The sequence below is a fragment of the Moorena sp. SIO3A2 genome, from assembly GCF_010672265.1.
In the GTDB taxonomy this organism is placed as follows: Bacteria; Cyanobacteriota; Cyanobacteriia; order Cyanobacteriales; family Coleofasciculaceae; genus Moorena; species Moorena producens.
The window spans coordinates 145,902-164,197 of sequence record NZ_JAAHHC010000002.1 but is presented as its reverse complement, the minus strand read 5'-3'; the positions used below and the strand labels follow the sequence as shown (position 1 = coordinate 164,197).

16 protein-coding genes are annotated in these 18,296 nt (G+C 44.1%); 4 read left to right on the top strand and 12 right to left on the bottom strand.

Features of this window, described 5'->3' with window-relative positions; genetic code table 11:
- The first annotated feature begins 298 nt into the window (after window positions 1–298).
- Complete coding sequence (locus tag F6K64_RS03880) at window positions 299–688, top strand: mannose-binding lectin (RefSeq protein ID WP_075873683.1); 390 nt, start codon at window positions 299–301, stop codon at window positions 686–688.
- A 250-nt stretch (window positions 689–938) separates the two neighbouring features.
- On the opposite strand, the gene psbA is transcribed toward F6K64_RS03880, so the two are convergent.
- Window positions 939–2,018 carry a photosystem II q(b) protein gene (psbA, locus tag F6K64_RS03875; RefSeq protein ID WP_287247966.1) on the bottom strand — a complete coding sequence of 360 codons (1,080 nt, stop codon included), beginning with the start codon at window positions 2,016–2,018 and terminating at the stop codon, window positions 939–941.
- A 496-nt stretch (window positions 2,019–2,514) separates the two neighbouring features.
- On the opposite strand from psbA, the gene F6K64_RS03870 reads away from it, so the two are divergent.
- Both F6K64_RS03870 and F6K64_RS03865 read left to right on the top strand, forming a co-directional pair.
- Window positions 2,515–3,510, top strand: a complete 996-nt coding sequence (locus F6K64_RS03870) for a LysR family transcriptional regulator (protein ID WP_008182619.1) — start codon at window positions 2,515–2,517, stop codon at window positions 3,508–3,510.
- A gap of 30 nt (window positions 3,511–3,540) precedes the next feature.
- Window positions 3,541–4,650, top strand: coding sequence for an anthranilate phosphoribosyltransferase family protein (locus F6K64_RS03865; RefSeq protein ID WP_008182617.1), 1,110 nt, complete (start codon window positions 3,541–3,543; stop codon window positions 4,648–4,650).
- A gap of 118 nt (window positions 4,651–4,768) precedes the next feature.
- Here the strand turns inward: F6K64_RS03865 and F6K64_RS03860 are convergent, their stop codons facing one another.
- Window positions 4,769–4,900 carry a hypothetical protein gene (locus F6K64_RS03860; protein WP_267872019.1) on the bottom strand — a complete coding sequence of 44 codons (132 nt, stop codon included), beginning with the start codon at window positions 4,898–4,900 and terminating at the stop codon, window positions 4,769–4,771.
- Window position 4,901: 1 nt separating this feature from the next.
- The gene (locus tag F6K64_RS03855) at window positions 4,902–5,444 is read right to left on the bottom strand and encodes a hypothetical protein (protein WP_008182615.1); all 543 of its coding nucleotides are present in this window, start codon (window positions 5,442–5,444) and stop codon (window positions 4,902–4,904) included.
- Between the two features lie 498 nt (window positions 5,445–5,942).
- Between F6K64_RS03855 and F6K64_RS03850 the strand changes: the two genes are divergently transcribed.
- Window positions 5,943–6,623: a hypothetical protein gene (locus F6K64_RS03850; protein ID WP_131827039.1), complete on the top strand. Its 681-nt coding sequence runs from the start codon at window positions 5,943–5,945 to the stop codon at window positions 6,621–6,623.
- 443 nt (window positions 6,624–7,066) lie between these two features.
- On the opposite strand, the gene F6K64_RS03845 is transcribed toward F6K64_RS03850, so the two are convergent.
- From F6K64_RS03845 to F6K64_RS03805, 9 genes are all read right to left on the bottom strand, one after another.
- Window positions 7,067–7,996, bottom strand: a complete 930-nt coding sequence (locus tag F6K64_RS03845) for a hypothetical protein (protein ID WP_287263428.1) — start codon at window positions 7,994–7,996, stop codon at window positions 7,067–7,069.
- Window positions 7,997–8,875: 879 nt separating this feature from the next.
- Window positions 8,876–9,919 (bottom strand): D-alanine--D-alanine ligase family protein, encoded by a 1,044-nt coding sequence (locus F6K64_RS03840; protein ID WP_287264880.1) that lies wholly within the window; start codon window positions 9,917–9,919, stop codon window positions 8,876–8,878.
- Between the two features lie 48 nt (window positions 9,920–9,967).
- Complete coding sequence (locus F6K64_RS03835; protein WP_071104738.1) at window positions 9,968–11,377, bottom strand: sodium/proline symporter; 1,410 nt, start codon at window positions 11,375–11,377, stop codon at window positions 9,968–9,970.
- A 174-nt stretch (window positions 11,378–11,551) separates the two neighbouring features.
- Window positions 11,552–11,743, bottom strand: a complete 192-nt coding sequence (locus F6K64_RS03830) for a hypothetical protein (protein ID WP_137985527.1) — start codon at window positions 11,741–11,743, stop codon at window positions 11,552–11,554.
- Window positions 11,744–11,768: 25 nt separating this feature from the next.
- Window positions 11,769–12,746, bottom strand: a complete 978-nt coding sequence (locus F6K64_RS03825; protein ID WP_071104739.1) for a DMT family transporter — start codon at window positions 12,744–12,746, stop codon at window positions 11,769–11,771.
- Between the two features lie 273 nt (window positions 12,747–13,019).
- Window positions 13,020–14,021, bottom strand: coding sequence for an NAD(P)-dependent oxidoreductase (locus F6K64_RS03820; RefSeq protein ID WP_287264919.1), 1,002 nt, complete (start codon window positions 14,019–14,021; stop codon window positions 13,020–13,022).
- Window positions 14,022–14,206: 185 nt separating this feature from the next.
- Window positions 14,207–15,532 carry an ATP-grasp domain-containing protein gene (locus F6K64_RS03815; protein WP_071104740.1) on the bottom strand — a complete coding sequence of 442 codons (1,326 nt, stop codon included), beginning with the start codon at window positions 15,530–15,532 and terminating at the stop codon, window positions 14,207–14,209.
- 71 nt (window positions 15,533–15,603) lie between these two features.
- Window positions 15,604–16,437: an O-methyltransferase gene (locus F6K64_RS03810; protein ID WP_071104741.1), complete on the bottom strand. Its 834-nt coding sequence runs from the start codon at window positions 16,435–16,437 to the stop codon at window positions 15,604–15,606.
- 11 nt (window positions 16,438–16,448) lie between these two features.
- Window positions 16,449–17,780: a sedoheptulose 7-phosphate cyclase gene (locus F6K64_RS03805; RefSeq protein WP_071104742.1), complete on the bottom strand. Its 1,332-nt coding sequence runs from the start codon at window positions 17,778–17,780 to the stop codon at window positions 16,449–16,451.
- Window positions 17,781–18,296: the final 516 nt, after the last annotated feature.

The window sequence follows — 18,296 nt, the reverse complement described above, 5'->3', positions numbered from 1 at the left end:
TTTGGGATTGCCTGTTGAACCCTAGGCTAGGCAAAGGGAGAGGCCAAAGCGTCAATGCGATCGCCACTGACCAATACATGTTTTGATTTGTTTGTCAATTAGTAAATTTTGATACAAATTTGCAGGATTATAAGCACTTTTCTCTCTCGGTAGAAAAGTGTTGACTAGCTAAAAATGTGTAGGTAGATTTAATTTGTAAGCCTAAATAAGGGTTACATTACACCCGATAGCAGTTTTTTTAACAGGCTGTTATGGGTTCCAGATGCTAGTTAGTTATCCATTTTTGGAGTTAATGATCATGAAAGGTCTCTTGAAAACAATTGCTTGTTTTCTGTTTACCGTGGCAATCTCTTTTGGTGTATTTGCAAATAATGCTTTTGCAGGTGACTTTAGCCAAAGTTGCTCTGTTCCCCATGTTAGTGCTTCTGAGTTATGCGCTCATTGTTACACGAGGGATCATCAGTTCAACTACACTTGTATTGACCTGAACTATTACATTGAAAATCTTGATGGTAATCTTGTCTGGCAGCCTGACAACTTCATTGAGACTTGCAAGGAGACTTACCTCTCCGGTGAAAGTATCATGAATGCTAAGTGCGAGAAAATTGATGGAAGCTTGAATCAGGCCGACATTGATCTAGATGAGCACATTGCCAACGATGATGGCAATCTCGTATACGAGCCATAGATAGAATTTATTGAATTCTGTCTGGTGAGCATCCCTACCAAATAGTGGCTAGCTGTGCTCAACCAAAACTCAAAAATGAATTGATTTAGTAGTGGGTGAGCCTAGCAATTTGGCTTGGGTTTACCCATTACTAATTAAGCTGATAGCTGATAGCTGATAGCTGATAGCTGAATGCTTACTATCAAACAAAAAAGCGCTCCCCATCTGGAGAGCGCTTTTTTTTAATCAAGTAGATTAAGCCAAGTTGAGATTAACCGTTGATGACTGGAGCAGTCAAAGCTACGGGAGTAGCTTCACCAGCAGCTAGGTCTAGAGGGAAGTTGTGAGCGTTACGCTCGTGCATTACTTCGAAACCTAGGTTGGCACGGTTGAGTACGTCAGCCCAGGTGTTGATCACGTGACCTTGTGAGTCAATGATGCTCTGGTTGAAGTTGAAACCGTTGAGGTTAAATGCCATGGTGCTGATGCCCAGTGCAGTAAACCAGATGCCGATTACAGGCCATGCACCCAAGAAGAAGTGCAAGGAACGGCTGTTGTTGAAGGAAGCGTATTGGAAGATTAAACGACCGAAGTAGCCGTGAGCTGCCACGATGTTGTAAGTTTCTTCCTCTTGACCGAACTTGTAACCATAGTTCTGAGACTCAGTTTCGGTGGTCTCACGTACTAAGGAGGAGGTTACCAAAGAACCGTGCATTGCAGAGAACAAAGAACCACCGAATACACCAGCTACACCTAGCATGTGGAACGGGTGCATTAGGATGTTGTGCTCAGCTTGGAACACGAACATGAAGTTGAAGGTTCCGCTGATACCTAGAGGCATTCCATCGGAGAAAGAACCTTGTCCAATTGGGTAGATCAAGAATACGGCGCTAGCAGCTGCAACGGGTGCGCTGTAAGCGACGCAGATCCAAGGACGCATACCTAAGCGGTAGCTTAGTTCCCACTCACGACCCATGTAGGCGAATACACCAATTAGGAAGTGGAACACTACCAACTGGTAAGGACCACCGTTGTAAAGCCACTCATCGAGAGAAGCAGCTTCCCAGATTGGGTAGAAGTGTAAGCCAATGGCGTTAGAAGAAGGAACAACAGCACCAGAGATGATGTTGTTTCCGTACATCAAGGAACCAGCAACGGGCTCGCGGATACCATCGATGTCCACAGGAGGAGCAGCGATGAAAGCAATGATGAAGCAGGTGGTAGCAGCTAGCAAAGTTGGAATCATTAAGACACCAAACCAGCCTACATAGAGGCGGTTGTTGGTGGAGGTGACCCAATTGCAGAACTGAGACCACACAGAGGTGTTGCTCTGTTGTAATACAGTAGTCATGTTCTAATGATTGCGGGTATGAATATGAAGTTATCGAGGTTCGTCCGGCTTGTTTGCGCCTTCATGTATTTATATTAAGCAATATCTAAAGTTTTGTAAAGGGTTTTGAGAGTAATTTCCCCTCAGGTTATTAAATAATGTAAATAAGTAAAAGTTATATTACGTAAATATTGACTTAATAGTGTAATTGTGGTATAAATAAGGTTTAAAAATTTGGTTGTACCTGATCCCACTGAGAACCGCTATAAACTATAAAATTTATTTATCTATTTATTTATAATTTCTTAACATCCTCGATTTTCCACGGATCCGAAGTTCCCTGTTCTCCCAAGACCCGTGACGTTCCCGTTTGAAATTGCTTTACTGATTACATTGGTTGAGCTGATGGGTTTAGTTAAATGGCAGAGCCTCAATGTATCAAATTCTACCGAAGTTCCTCAAAAAATCTACTATGTTCAATGAATTATGATGAAACCTCATACACCTTAGACAAATCATGCGGATTGAGCAGTTGCAGGCATTTCTGGCAGTCACCCAGACCGGTAATTTTGGACAAGCGGCACAAAAATGCGGCGTAACACAATCGACTATTAGTAGACAAATTCAGTCTCTGGAAAGCCATCTGGGTATGCCACTGTTTCATCGCACTGCTCACGCCAAGTTGACTCTTGCAGGGGAACAGCTTTTACCCCGTGCTCGTAAAATCTGTCAAGAGTGGCAAACTGCTACCCAAGAATTAGCAGATTTGATCGCAGGTAAGCAGCCAGAATTGTGTGTAGCAGCAATCCAATCAGTCTGCGCTCACTATTTGCCACCGATCTTAAAGCAATTTTGTCGAGCCTATCCTCAAGTGCAATTACGAGTGACCGCCCTCGGAAGCGATCGCTCTTTGAAGGTACTGCGAGATGGTCTAGTGGATGTGGCAATTGTGATGAACAATCGCTTTTTGACCACTAGTTCAGAGATGGTAGTTGAGGTACTCTACGAAGAGCCCATCGAAGTCCTGATGGCATCAGACCATCCCTTAGTCAACTATAAAGCAGTGCCCTGGTCAGAACTGATTAAATACCCACAAGCAGTCTTTAAAAGTGGCTACGGGATGCAACGTTTAGTACAGCAGCAGTTTTCCCGCCTAGGGGCTAATTTGCGGGCAGTTATGGAGTTAAATACCCTAGAAGCATTCCAAGGAGTAGTGCGCCAAGGAGAATTGATTGCCCTATTGCCCAAATCAGCCGTGATCAATGTACAGCAAGACTCTACTTTGGCTGTGCGTACCCTAGAAAAACTACCAGAATCCCTGGCTAGCTCCAACAAACTAGTAGGTAACGTCTCTGCCTTGGATTCCAACTGGACTCGTCAGGTGGTCTTGGTCACGACTCGCGATCGCTTAGATATTCCACCAATTCAGCATTTTTGTAAACTGGTGCGTCAGCTGGACATGCCAACAGTTCAGGCTTGGAACCTCCAGCTGCCAGCCCTTGCTCAAGCTTGATCACTGTTTCCAGCTTTGGACTAATCACCGATGAGTAATGCCTTCAGGGAATTATTAAAGAAAGTGGGCAGTGGTGTGCACACTGGCAAAGCGTTAACTCGTGAGGAAGCCACCACTGCAACCCGCCTCATGTTGACACAAGAGGCTACACCAGCGCAAATTGGAGCATTTATGATTGCCCACCGCATCAAACGACCGACCAGTGAAGAACTGGCAGGGATGTTGGATGCTTATGACCAACTTGGACCAAGGTTACACCCCTGGGACATCAACCATGGGCAAGATACCTCTCGGTCAGTTTCTTCTTCTCCATCCCTGGGGGTTACAGCGTTAGGAACACCCTATGATGGACGAAGCCGTACTGCACCAGTCACACCCCTGACCGCCTTAGTCTTAGCTACTGCTGGGGTACCTGTGGTCATGCATGGGGGAGATTGTATGCCCACTAAGTATGGAGTCCCCTTAATTGAGATTTGGCAGGGATTGGGCATGGATTTCTCCCAACTTTCTGTGCCCCAGGTGCAACAAGTATTGGAGACAACTGGCTTAGGATTTATCTATTTACCCCAGCATTTTCCCCAAGCTCATCAGTTAGTTTCCTACCGCGACCAAATCGGTAAACGTCCACCCATAGCAACCATGGAACTCCTCTGGTCTGCCTATAGGTCTGCTGATCAAGCAGAGACTCATTATGTGGCCGGGTATGTTCATCCACCTACAGAAAATCTGTTTAGACAGACATGTCAGCTGCGTCTGGTCAAGAATTTTACCTTTGTCAAAGGCTTAGAGGGTAGCTGTGACCTACCACGCGATCGCACTGCCATCATAGCGATTAGTCAACCATCAGCCAGTCAAGGGTTTGAACGTCTGCTACTCCATCCGAGTGAATACGGTTTGGCTGGCAAGGAGGTACCGTTTGAGTCAACCACTAAACTGCTGGCACAGTACCAGGAAATCCTAAAGGGTAAATCCAACCCATTGATGCCAGCCGCGATCTGGAATGGTGGCTTTTATCTGTGGCGTTGTGGTGTTTGCCCAGATTTTAGAGCAGGTCTGGCCAGGGCTGAAGATTTATTCACCAGTGGTAATGTGGAGCAAAAATTTAAGGAAATTGTTGATTACTTACACAAGCTTAAATAAACAGAAGGTAAGTATTCAACTATCAGCTATCAGCTATCAGCTTATGTGCTACTTGATGTGCTTATGGGCTATGGGCAATCTAAATGAAGTCCCAGCGTCGAAGCCTGTGCCACCCACGCTACTTGATGTGCTTTTGAATAAAACAAGTAAGCATTGGTTTAATCTCTGTTACGTCAGCCATTCCCTTAGCGTGAGCCAAGGGAATGGCTGACGGCTGACGGCTGACGGCTGAATGCTTACACTCAACCAAATTACTGAACCAAGGTTCTTGCCGGAGGTGGCGCAAAGGTCGGAGACAATTGGGAGGGATATTGATTAACAGAAATACAAGTGTTTAGAGCCTTGTCAGGGCTAGCGACATTGGCACTATTCAAGCCAATAACACATTCAGAAAATTGCTCTGGCAGGAGGCTACGACGGCAGTGATCCAGCACTGAGTTAGCATTTATGTTTTCAATCTTATTGTCAATATCAACCACACAGCTAGCCAATTCCAAAGGTCGTCGGACTCGTGTACAAGCACCTAAGGCTTTTTGGCCTGCTAATGAGGTCAGTACCTTAATTTTCAGTACACACAAGGATAAATCCTCAGGTTGTAGTGCCTCTGAACAAGCTTGTGATGCGATTTCTGAAGTGATATTGGCCGCTTTAAGATCTTTGGCACACAAACTAAATTGATTCCCAGCAGTGGCAGCACCATTAGGAATCCCTAGGGTTACTAGGCCAGCGATTGCCAACTGAGTAGTACAAAATTTCAATAAAGATGTATGTCTAAACCTGCTTTGCTGCTTCATAATTAGTCTTAGTGGATAAAATTTTATAAGCTATCAATTATAAACGCTCAATTATAAACAATCAAGGTATTGATTATGTTAGACGTTGATTAGGGTTCCGTGGTAAATCCATCACTAACTACCAATCAACTTAGCTCGTTTTTAACAACTTGCTATGATAGTCGATATTTTCAACCCCTAATCTGACAATTAGTCATTCTTTGTAAGCTATCTCTAAGGTAAGCTCTCAGCTCTCAGCTCTCAGCTCTCAGCTCTCAGCTCTCAGCTCTCAGCTCTCAGCTTTTGAATAAAACAAGTAAGTATTGGTTTAATCTATGTTACGTCAGCTGACCGCTGACCGCTGACCGCACCTCAAGCAGCGTGCGCGTAGCGCATATGCTTACTCCCTAAGGAATATCTAATCTGTTTATACCTATGCCTATGCGATTCTACCAGTTTTTAAGTCAAACAGTTCGCTCACTTTACTCTAATAGGCAGGGGACTGTACTCCTAATGCTAATGGCATTGTGTGTCAGTTGCTCCCAAAAAAAATCCCCTGACCTTGAGTTAGAACTCAGTGTGAAACCGGCCAGTCGTCCTGGTGCGTATACTGTATCGGGTACTAGTAATCTACCTGACCAAAGTCAAATTGCTGTAGCTGCTATTCGCTATTTGCGTCCGACACAACAGCCTTTATTTGGTTCTAACCCCCTAGGCACTTATTCGATTTTGGATCGCCAAGTTGTTGAAGTAAACGAGCAGGGTCAATGGCAAGCTAGGCTTAACCTATGGGAGGTAGCACCAGATGGTCGCCTTCAGGAAGCTTGGCAAATCAATCAATCACAAGGACGATTCTCGGTTAGCCCCAATAATAGTGTCTCTTTCTTAGCTACCTATGAGCCCTATGGTCACCTAGGAAGGGCTGAAGAGCAACAGCCGCAGATTCCAGAGATGGAAGGTGACCTCGTCCGATTTAATAATGATGGTCAACCTTACGTAAAGGCGAGTTACACCCTACCGATAGCGCTACCTAGTGGCAGGAAATCAGTACCTAGCATTAGGGCAGCAGAACGCAATGGTGGCTGGGGAAACCGCTCAGAACTTAAACCCCAACCATCGGTTAGTGGTAGTATTCGCCCACAAACCAATTTAAAAAATCAAAACAATACTCCACTCTCGCCGTCAGAGTTTTTCCGATAAGACAAAACCTTTATCTTGGTTCATAGTTCATGGTCATGGTTCATGGTTGGTCACTATCAAGCCTGAACCATGAATAATATTAATAATAATACTAATTATAATACTCAGCCACACTGTGCAGGCTCTTACTGAAATACCCTAACAGTTTTATTTAATTAGCGCTATGGTCGCGTTTTGTTGGCGCTTTTTGTGGAAACGCTCACGGTGATCTCAATCGTGACAATCTAGTAATTGGCGAATGCCAAATTAGTCCATCGATAAATCGAGGTTACAATTATAGATTCGGAAGGCAGAAATGGTCAACCAAATTCAGCAATTTTAACTAATTACCAACAGTAAACTATTTATACATAACTATCTGGAGTCAATTCCAGTAGATGCTTTTTAGCTTATGGTTGGATCAGGATGCACCCTAATCGTCTATCAACTTGTCTTAAAAGTTCTTAACCCTTGACAGACCAGGACTTAACAAGTTGTTTGGATGGGTGATTCGCTACAGGTACCTCAATCCCTCGACTTCTCTGTGTGCCATCAAGGGCGGATTGTAAAGAAGCCATCTGAGCCATAATTGTTTGAAGTTGAGTGTTGAGTTGCTCCAGCTGCTCAGGTTTTGGTGAACTCACCTCAATAGGTTGGGTGACTACAGGTTTTGTGCGCACAAAACCTAAAAACGTTTGTGCTGAGGCAAACTTCTGGGTTACATCCTCTACAGACCTTGTCGGGGCTGTTATGGAAGGCTCTTCAACAAAATTCGACCTAGTCACTAGAGTTTCAAAGACTGGCTGGGATTCAAGGCTGTTATCCCGAGTTTCTATAACGTTTTCTATAACTTTGTCCGTAACGTTTTCCGGAACCTTTTCCGTAACGTTTTCTATAACTTTGTCCGTAACGTTTTCCGGAACCTTTTCCGTAACGTTTTCTATAACTTTGTCCGTAACGTTTTCCGGAACCTTTTCCGTAACGTTTTCTGTAAATGTTTTCGGGGTTTCTGCCTCATCTATAAAATCAGTGAGTCCAGAAGCTGCCAAACTCGACAGAGAAAGCTTAAGGTCTTCTAATTCTTTTTCTTTTGCCTGGATACCCTCAGCTAGAGTGGAAACTTTGTCCTGAGTTTGAGCAAATTTATGGGAGGAGTCTTGCCACCCTGAAATTGCCAAACTGGCTACACCGACTCCCAAACTCAAGGCTCCAACCAAGCCTAGGTAAGGGGGAGCAAGATCCTTAACTTCACCATCCATCCACTGTTCTCCCTGAATGCGAATGGAAACTGGTTGTGAGCCAAAAATTGCTACTGGTAAGGACAGTACTGACAAGACCGCTGCTGCAAGAAGAACGGGTTTGAAAAGGAATTTATTCAGAGGAGAGCCTGACATGTTTTATAGTTAACTGTTAAAACTACTCGTGTTACTATTTACCTCAAGGGCTGTGAGAGAAATTCCGCATAGTACGGTTTTTTGACTCTGGCTAGCATCTTGGCTTTTAAGTAGTGACCTTGAGAAACTGCATGCTTTGAGTACCTGACTTTTTGCTTCTTCTAAAGTTAACCATGTCTATCAGCCATTTTCCGTAAATTACTTGTGAATAGTCCCAGCAGATTGTAAATTTTCTGTGAACTCTTTATAAAAGTTAGCTTATATAGGCTATTTTAGCGCAAAAATGGAGGCAATCAGAATAAAACAACCGTTTTTAGCCAAATATCGGGATTAAATTGCTCTAATTAGCCAAAAAGCCAGCTTCAGCTAGCTTTTTTAGGTAGCTACTAGTGGGAAGTCTAATCCCTCCGATCGGTCACTTGTAGGGTAAAATCACTAATACCCAAATCATCGTGTCACCAATGAACACCCTGATCAGGAATCGGTTAAGGCCATTGAGAGCAATTTAGATAACAATTTAGATTTAGATAACGCTGATGGTGGTATGATTTCATCACCAAGACTACATGCGATCGCTAACTCGGGAGTGGCACTCTTCTTGCGGAAAAGTTAAACCTTACTTACTCATAATAGCAGTTCTCAATTGGCTGAGGTACCTCGTCCTGGGTTAATGGGAATAGGGAATAGGGAATAGGGAATAGGGACTAGGGAATACCTAGGCAGCACTGTCTTGGGGAGCTAGTTGCTAATCTGACTCCCCATCTCCCCACACCTCCCACACCTCCCACACCTCCCACACCTCCCACACTTCCCATATTATCCCCATTTCCCCACACCTGCCGCGCCCCCGCCTCAGACTATTTCCTGATCCAAAGTTCCCTATTCCCTACACGCAGCCTTATTAATTAACGTTTCATCAATCGCTATCATCAACAACTCATTTACAGATATCCCCGATGCTTTCGCCATAGAAGCAATCACACTTTTAGGCGAAAAAGAACAATACAACCCTGCTTCTAGAAACCAAGGTTGCCCCTGTGGGTCGATACGGAAGTCAAAAAGACTGTAGTGGCGACAGCCCAACGCCTGATGACACCTCTTGGCTACTTCCTGAACTGGCTTGGTTACAGGGTCCCTAGGGTCTAGCATCCAAGCCTTAACACCATCCTTAGCAGTCAAACTCAAGTCGCCATCTTCTGTTCGTTTTAGTTTATCCTCATAGTCGCGAATCGGGTGGTCATGGGGATTCACCAGATACTCTTCCAGGGGTAAACCCACTAACTCGCCGTCCTTGACAAGGATTCCACATCTAACTTCCCGACCCAGTTCGATGTACTCTTCGACTAAGACCTCATCTGAATGTTCAAACGCTGTTTTCAGGGCAGCGTCATAGTCAGCGACATTTTTGACTAAAGTCACCCCACAAGAATTGTCAGAACTAGCAGGTTTGATCACTACTGGCGGCTTAATGGTGGGAATGTCTCCCTGGCGAAGTAGTTCTCCAAAAGGTACTTTAACTCCTGCCGCTGCCACAATCGCCTTAGCTCTGGCTTTATGGGCAGTTAGTGCCATCAAATCTGGGGTATTGCCCACATAGGGAATATTAAGCAGATCGAATAGGGCGCGGTATTCAGTCATGCCAGGAATGCAAAACATTTGTGGCAGCACTAGGTCAATAGTTTGTGCTGTTATGAATTTTACAGCCTCAGAGAGGGACATGGGTTTGGCTGCGGCGATGTCTTCGCTACTGAGGGATTGGGGAAACCGCCACTGACGATCGGGGGTGATGTAGGCAATATGAAATTCGTAGAGAGAAGGATTCGCCGTTGCAGTAATACAGTCTTGGGCGTAAAGGCGTGACAAATCACAGTAAAAGTCATTGTCTGCAGACCCAACTAAATGAAGAATGCGAAGTACTGACATAAATAATCTCCTTTTATAAAGAACTAAACTAAACAACTAAAAACGGAATCATTTAGGATGTTTTAAAAACTGAGCAATTCCATAGACTGCCATTCCTGCAGCCATACCTGGAAGCACTTCATAAATCGCACTAGACAAATCAAGTCCTAAATTCCAAATCAAAGCTGTAGCAATCCCAATTCCCATCATTGCGATCGCTGTGATGAAATTCACTGGTCGCTGCCAAACTCTCAAGATTAATAAAGGACCCAAACCTGAAGCCAGAGCCGACCAAGAAAAAGTCACTAAAGCAAAGACATTGTTATTGCCAAGTAGGGCGATCGCCAAAACTACTGCTGTTACAGTTAGGGTTCCTACCTTTGCGAATTTGTAAGATTGAGCTGCAGCCGGAAAAATATCTTGGGTTAGGGCAGCTGAACAAGAGAGTATTTGAGAATCTGCTGTGGACATAGTGGCAGAAAACAGCCCAGCAAGCATCAATCCCACTAAAACTACTGGTAACAATTTCAACGATAGGTAAGGAAGTGCCAATTCAGGATCCCCTGAAGCCAACAAATCTGGTATCAACACTCGCCCTGCTAAGCCGATCCCCATAGCCGATATCGAGGTTAATAAACCCAAAGCAGCTTTGAGATTTCTGGCAAAAGCAATGTTGTCGGCTGAGTCAATTGCCATAGCGCGCACCATAATGTGGGGTTGTCCCACCACACCAAAACCAGCTACTATCCAACCAATAAAGAAAGGCGCAAATCCCCACGGTTGCTGAGAATAATTCCAGTTGATTAAAGCTGGATCAATGGCTGCCAAAGATTGCCACATTTGCCCGGTTCCACCACAACTCGCAACCGCCACTACTAACAACACTAACAAGGAACCGATCATGATTGTTGCTTGTAGGGCATCGGTCCAAATTGAGGCGCGAATTCCCCCAGAAAAGCAGTAGATCACGACAATTACTGCTCCTATAATGATGCCTAAATTATAGTTCCATCCGAACACAGCATTGAGTGCTTTGCTTCCTGCTACCAGTTGGGCTGCGGCGTAGGAACCTAGAAATACAATAGTAATTATAGCAGAGATAATCGCAATCAAACGGGAGCCTTTCATATTTTGACTGAGAAAAGAGGAGACAGTATCTGAAGCAGTTTCCTCAGAGAGCTGTCTCAACCGTTTGAAAATAAAATACCAAGCAAGATAGTCCCCAATTGCCCAACCAATGGTCAGCCAGAGGGAGGAAATGCCTATTTTGTAGGCAAAACCCACTTGACCGATGAATAATAAACCACTTTGACCAGTTGCCATTGCCGAAAGTGCTGTCAGCCAAGGGTTGACATTGCGACTAGCCAGTAAATAATCGGTGGTAGTATTTTGTTTGCGGGTTGCCGAGTAAATACCCACTGCTGTAAATAACAACAGGAAGATGATAAACGTCAGTGCAATCCCAACTTGTTTAGCCATTAGGTTTGTTTAGGGGTTAATTAACCATTGCTAGGAATGGTTAATCTTATTAACTAAATCTTCATTTGATTATATGGCACCACAAATGTTTAATGTTAATACTTCGATGGTAAGCATATGCGCTACGCGCACGCTACGCGAACAGCGGTCAGCTTTCAGTGGTCAGCCGTGAGCCTAAAGCTCACGCTGCTTGAGGTGCTTATTTTCTTCAAAAACTGTTCCCGTAGCGTGGCCAAAGGCGAAGCGTGCGCGTAGCGCATAAGCTGATAGCTGATAGCTGATAGCTGATAGCTGATAGCTGATAACTGATAGCTGATAACTGATAGCTGATAACTGATAGCTGACCTGCGATGTTGATAAGATCAAATTTTGATAGATTCAGTCGTTAAACTTAACTATTAGCCGATTCAATGGGAGATTTAATAGCAGACCTGCTAGAAATCGCTAAATACATTCCCACTAAAATGACAACAAAGCTGACTAAATTAAAAAAACTAAGAGGTTCTGAGAAAATTGCCCAACCTTCGAGGGAACTGAGAACAGGAACAATCAAACCAACTAGGCTAGCAAACCCTGAAGATATCTTTTTGAGGCAATAAGTCCAAAGTCCTATACCCAACATTTGACCAACGAAGGCTAGGGCAATTACTGAAAACCACCCAGTTACGGAACTCGGAAAAAGTTGCTCTTCGGTGATTGCAGCAACAGGAAATAGCAACAGAAAACTGGTTGTAGAAGACCAAGTCATAATTGTCACAGAGTTAAACTTAGTGCGAAGTTGCTCTGCAATCAATGGGTGTAAACCAAAAAATATTGCTGAGAGTAAAGCTCCAAAATCTCCTAGTAGTTGTGGGCCTATTCTAAATGAAAACAGGTCATTTATTTCTAGTAACATTACTCCTGCGATCGCAACAAACATACCCAAGATAAATCGACGGTCAAAGAGCTGACCAAAAGCTAGCCAGCCTCCTAAGATAGTAAATATGGGAGCCATATTATGCATGATACTAGAGTTGGCAACACTCGTCTGAGTTAAAGACCAAGTCCAAGCTATCAAAGCCATCGCTAAAAGCAAACCATCTGCAATCAGTAGCCTTTTTTCTGCTCCCAGATGATTTTTCTGTAGTTTAGGTTCAGTGTCCTTATTTTGGTGAGGCACATTTAACAAGTTACTCAGTAGTCCAAAGGCAACAGCTGCAATCCAGAAACGATTAAATGCTGTGGCATTTGGTCCCATTTCTAGTTCACTCAAACGTATAAAAATTGGTGATAAAGATAGACACATTATGCTACCTATTAATGCAGCCAAAGAATCTATTGGAACTGAATATAGGTATTGTATACGCAAATTTTTTGCTTGGATATTCATAGTTTTTATATATTAAAAATAATCTAACCTAAAAAAATGTATAATTTACTGATATTGCTTTCATTTATTTATTAATTTTTATGCTATTTCCCAAGTAATCATTAGTTGTATTTTGTTTCGAGTTTATAGACTATATGACTAGGGTTATAAAAACAGTATAAATGCAAAAGTAGCTGTCATATAATTTTTTATATGTAAAATGCCTAGCATTTACAGATTATTTTAAACCTTGCCAGCGGAGGAAAATTATAATTTTAATTTAGATTATTATTTTTAATTTAGGATCTCCAATAGCCAATGTAATCCTAATTTAAAAAGGTTGCTTCCTATCACTAGTACTAACACAGCCAACACAGAGAATATCCCTTTTTTGATGATCGCAGAATTCTCTGTCCCCGTGGGGGTAGACTGGGGTTGCGGTTGGGTGTCACTGGAGATTACAGGTAGAGCGGCTTTAGCAATGACTCCAGCTCGCTCCTCTTGCAGGCAGCGGACTTTGGTGGTAGCGTAGTTAGACCAACCCCGTCGCTCTGCTTCTTCATAGTCTTTGACTGTCAAGCTTAAGTGGTTAACACAGATATTACTCTGATTAGCCATCCCTAGAGCAATCCGCAAATCTTTATGCAGTAGTTTAACCGTAAAGGCTGGGTGCTTAGAGATGTCATCACAGCGCCGGGAAAACCAATAGTGGGGTAAACCATGAATGTCGCCAGCACTCTGACCAAAGGATCCAAACCGCAGGGTATCCCAAATAATTTCTAGGGGTATGCCTTGGGCTAAACCTAAAGTAATTCCTTCACTCACGGCTTGGACTGCAACAGCATTCACTGCGTTGTGGATCAGTTTGCATTTAGTCCCCGTGGTAATCTCTCCACAGTAGAGAACTCGATCAGCCATGAGTTCCAGGATAGGCTGCACTCGCTGGAATGTTACTTTTGAGCCACTGGCCATAATTGCTAAACCCATACCGCCTTTGCTTTGGGCACCTACAGGGCAATCATTAAAGGGGGCATCTAACATTTCAACCCCCAGTTGCTCCATGGCTTCATGAAGTCTGAGTATGGTTTCGGGAGAGTTGGTGGTAAGGTCTATGTAAACACTGCCGGAGCGCAATCCTTGAGAAAGGTTCTTCGGACCCTCTAGCACAGCTGTGATCACATCCGCTGGAGTTGGTAGGGCGGTAAAGATTATTTCCGCATAAGTGGCAAGTTCGGCACAACTCTCGACAATACAGGCACCTAAAGGCTGCAACTGAGCCATGGCATCTGGATTGATGTCCTAGACATAGACCGAGTAGCTATGGGCTATAAAATTAGCAGCTTGTCGCCCTCCAATATTGCCGCAACCGATGATACCGATGGTGGGATGATTGAGGGTAGATTCCCTTTCCGAAGTGCTGTTACTTGGTAACATATATTGCTTAACTTTTTTGATAGGGCGAATCTTAAGCCTATCGCTATTTAATCCCCACCCAATTCTACCAATTTACCAATATTAAAATCAATCCTTACCCAGCCTTTTAGTTTCCGTAAATTCTCTAATAATAGTAAGGTAATTTGCCAATGGGGTACGGTTAAAAATGGTAAGGGATCGTTGACTTGAAAAATGGCATCTGTACCCTTGACAATTTTTTGAATCCAAGCTTGTAAATCTGACCATGACCTGATCTCAGTCAGCCGCCAAATTTCATGATAGAGCCAGTAAGTTGGCTTACTGTCAGGGCGGGGCACAATCGGTAGTTCATTTTCATCCTCACTATCTTTAAGATAAGCATCTGCTAATCCTGGATGATTGTAAAACATGGTGATAGCAGAATGGGTGCGAGGATTACATTCAATGGGATAGACGGTGCCGTCTTCGGTTTGAATGAAGTCAAAGGAAATTTGTCCTGTCAAATTTAATTCCTTGACAAATTTATCCACCCATGAGTATATCTCAGGCTTATCAAGATGCTGATAATTGACTTGGAAAGGAGACGATGGGGAACAGCAGTGAAGTCTAATTTTTCCCTTGCGGACTGTACTGTGGGTACAATATTCCTGACCAGTAATAAACTCTTGCATTGTCCAAGGGTTTTCCTTTGTAATAGGAAGATTTTTGACATAATCTTCCATTCCTTCAAAGGGAAACTTGGTCATGTCCAAGCGAGAGACTGAATCATAGCGAATGCTTTTGATAATATACCGACTCCCATCTGATTTGAAGTCAAAATCTAGAATTTGTTGTGGATCGGTAATTAGGAAGGATTTTGGTGCTGATAATCCCAAACAACGGGCTTGCTCGCACAATGTAAATTTGTCGTCTAACATCTGGGTGATGTCAGGAGAAAAGTGGATGACTTCGCAGTAGGGGGAGAGTAACGTTCCAGCTACGGAATCATAATAGCTCGCTACTGGACTAGATACGGGAATGAAGGCATCAATGTTTTCTTTTTGAACAATTTTTAGTAAGGCTTGGGAATAACCATTGGGATATTTTTCTGGTGCTGGTACGGTATAAAACCCTTTAACCGCATTAGAAAATCGGTGACCAGATAGCCAATATTTATGAGTTTCAACTAAAAAGACATTGTGCCCAGACTTATGAAAAGAGCGAGCCAGTTGTAGGGCTTTGGTCATTTTGCCCCCGGTAATCAAGATGTTTTTGGCACCTTCAACAGCTATTTGTCTGGGAAATGGGGAAGTTATCCAATTGATTACCAGGGAAATAAAGACAAGAGTGGCATTCAGAGGTAAGGCAATTAACAGTAACGTTAAGGTGCCGATATTTTTTAGTAAAGCAATCATTATTTACTAGGGGAAGAACAAGGCAATGAACAGCTCCATTGCCTTTTGTTTATTGTCTGATCGTAATTTATCTAGGTGCGTCGGATGATAGTTAGACCATCTCGCAAGGGTAGTAACACTTGTTCCACTCGGGGGTCATCCGCTACAAACTGGTTAAATTTAGCGATCGCACTTCCATTGGGAGTCTGCTGCTCTGGGGGTAAATAAGGTTGTCCTTGAAGGAGGGTATTATCCACACAGATAAAGCCACCAGGAGTCAATAATTCCCTGTCTAGCAATACCTTGAAATAATCTACATATTCCTTCTTATCGGCATCAATAAACACCAAATCAAAGGATTCCTGGGCATCTGCCAACTTTTCTAGGGTTTCCAAAGCTGGAGCCACTTCCACCTTAATTTTGCTGTTGTGGGGGGACGCTTCAAAGCAAGCACGGGCAAAGTCTGCCACATATTGATCGACTTCACAGGCAACCAAGTGCCCATCTTCAGGCAAAGCTTCTGCCATGGCTAAAGCTGAATATCCAGTGAACATTCCGACTTCTAGGATGCGCTTGGCCTTAGTCATGTAGACAAACAACTTGAGGGTTTGTCCTTCAATATGCCCAGAGAGCATTTCCTGCTCCAACTGGCGCACGGTTTCTTCATCTGAGAAAAGCTTGCTCCAATCTTCTGTTGCCGTTTTCTGGGCTAAGGCCGCTAGGGCAGGAGACTCTGGAGTTGCACATTCTTCAAGGTAAGGGTCGATTCCAGCGGCTAGGGCTAGTGCTTGTTGGAGAGACGCCATCAGAGCAGCGGGCACTTTCTCCTGTTCGGCCATCTCGACAATCCCTTCCAGCTGTTGGACTAAAATCCCTAAGGGAGTTACGGGCCTTGGAGTTGGGGGACTTTGTAGTAGGTTAGTCATTTTTACTCCTTTTATTCAAGGCCGAGGTCACTGAGGTACATTTCTGTGCCTTTTCCAGCATCAGGAAAAGAAGAACATAATTGCTTATGCTTGTCAATGGCTGCTTCTAGCAATCCTGACGATACCTCTTGAGCGTAATCACAAGAACCAATCCCTGTCGGCAGTGGAGCCCACAAACCCCCTTCTCCTCGCTTGCGCCGCATATTTTTCTGACCTTCAAGCATCAGGTCAATATCTTCTAGGATGGGGTGGTAAACAGACAGACCGAGAGAGCGACACAATGCAATAATGCGATCGCGTTCTTCTGGTTTGAGCCAGCCCATCTCTGCAGCTAAAGTCGCGCCGAACGCCATGCCAATGGTGACAGAATGACCGTGCATTAATTTAGCAGCAGGTTCAAAGCGAGGACTCCAGGTGTGACCATAAGCGTGGGGACGGTCTTGGTAAGTCTCGAACATATTTGTTCCTTCATGCTTCATGTAGGAGAACAATGCCCGATAGATTACTGTATCAGCGATCGCTGCCAGTTTCTCATCGCCATCTATGGTCGCAAAGTGAGTCTCTACTAAGCGAGGACCGTATTGTTCCATTAACTCAAACAGAACCAGATCATCGGTGACTGCCATTTTAATAATTTCTGCCATACCGTTGCGGACATGACCTGTCGCCAAAGTACGGAAGAAACTCCGGTCTACTAAAGTCACTACCGGAGGATGATAGGATCCAATGCTGTTCTTGAATTGGGCACCGTTGGTGCAAGTGCGGGGCGACGGACCAGCATCGATAGCAGCCACAACCGTGGTTCCGACCATAATATAAGGAGTGCGTCGGTGCTGTAGGGCGCAGGCAAGTCCGGCTACGTCACTGAGAACACCGCCGCCTACCACTAGTACGGGTTCGTTCCGGGACACGTCGCAGCCATCTTTACCTAAAAATTTCAGCAAGCGGTGGACAGTTTCCGGAGTTTTGTCAGATTCCCAAGCACGGCAAGCCTGCAACTTTAGAGGAATTTCATACTCCTCGAAGTAGCGGCGAATTGAGGCTCCGTAAAGCTCATCTACGGTCTGATCCACAATTGCCACACAACGACCGCGACGACTGTAAACTTCCGCCAAGGTGGGATTGGCAGGGTTGAAAACCCCGTCCACTAACTTAACTGTTGCCTTTAGCGCATAGGTAGCAGAGATTTCAAAAGAGCGACCGTCTCCACTAGCAGCGATTTCTCCATGACCGGTGTACCACTCTGAGGTGCGGTACTTCTCTGGATGGTGGAATTGAATAATTTGCTCTGACTCTGAAGGAAAGAGCTTTGGTGATGTTGGATTAGGTTTAGCTTGAACCATACTTCTGCTGCTGCGATATTACTTGTTTGGGTGTTCCGAATGGTATGGAAAAATTTACATGGCATTGCTGATGCTCGGTATAATTCCATTCCCCTAGCCTTCCAATTTGGCGGTGTGCACCTTCAGCGAATTAAATTCGACGACTGTAAGCGCACCGGGGGATAACAAAAGCATCAACTCCGGCCAAAGTTGGGGAAGCAACGGGGGATTTACCAAAACCAGACGATCTAAATTGATTTTTCAATGTCTTGATGCAAAGCGCGAGTGGGGGAAACCCTTTTTCGCGACGCTGCATCGCTTGAGCAACGACGAATTTATATTTTCTTTAGATTTGCTTTGTCAGGAGTGAATAATCTAACCTGAGCGTTGCTACTTAATTAATGTAACAAAAATTTACAAATTTTCCTAGGGGTAGCAACAAATTTTTTTAGAGAACTGTATTGTTAACAACAGACTCAATCGGTCCTAAAGGTTTACCAAAAGCGGAGGATTGCACTGCCACTGGAGGCAATACAG

What these genes read in the sequence shown, in the direction of transcription:
- F6K64_RS03880 (WP_075873683.1), top strand. Translation starts at nt 299, where the DNA reads ATGAAAGGTCTCTTGAAAACAATTGCTTGTTTTCTGTTTACCGTGGCA.
- psbA (WP_287247966.1), bottom strand. Translation starts at nt 2,018, where the DNA reads ATGACTACTGTATTACAACAGAGCAACACCTCTGTGTGGTCTCAGTTC.
- F6K64_RS03870 (WP_008182619.1), top strand. Translation starts at nt 2,515, where the DNA reads ATGCGGATTGAGCAGTTGCAGGCATTTCTGGCAGTCACCCAGACCGGT.
- F6K64_RS03865 (WP_008182617.1), top strand. Translation starts at nt 3,541, where the DNA reads ATGAGTAATGCCTTCAGGGAATTATTAAAGAAAGTGGGCAGTGGTGTG.
- F6K64_RS03855 (WP_008182615.1), bottom strand. Translation starts at nt 5,444, where the DNA reads ATGAAGCAGCAAAGCAGGTTTAGACATACATCTTTATTGAAATTTTGT.
- F6K64_RS03850 (WP_131827039.1), top strand. Translation starts at nt 5,943, where the DNA reads ATGGCATTGTGTGTCAGTTGCTCCCAAAAAAAATCCCCTGACCTTGAG.
- F6K64_RS03845 (WP_287263428.1), bottom strand. Translation starts at nt 7,996, where the DNA reads ATGTCAGGCTCTCCTCTGAATAAATTCCTTTTCAAACCCGTTCTTCTT.
- F6K64_RS03840 (WP_287264880.1), bottom strand. Translation starts at nt 9,919, where the DNA reads ATGTCAGTACTTCGCATTCTTCATTTAGTTGGGTCTGCAGACAATGAC.
- F6K64_RS03835 (WP_071104738.1), bottom strand. Translation starts at nt 11,377, where the DNA reads ATGGCTAAACAAGTTGGGATTGCACTGACGTTTATCATCTTCCTGTTG.
- F6K64_RS03825 (WP_071104739.1), bottom strand. Translation starts at nt 12,746, where the DNA reads ATGAATATCCAAGCAAAAAATTTGCGTATACAATACCTATATTCAGTT.
- F6K64_RS03815 (WP_071104740.1), bottom strand. Translation starts at nt 15,532, where the DNA reads ATGATTGCTTTACTAAAAAATATCGGCACCTTAACGTTACTGTTAATT.
- F6K64_RS03810 (WP_071104741.1), bottom strand. Translation starts at nt 16,437, where the DNA reads ATGACTAACCTACTACAAAGTCCCCCAACTCCAAGGCCCGTAACTCCC.
- F6K64_RS03805 (WP_071104742.1), bottom strand. Translation starts at nt 17,780, where the DNA reads ATGGTTCAAGCTAAACCTAATCCAACATCACCAAAGCTCTTTCCTTCA.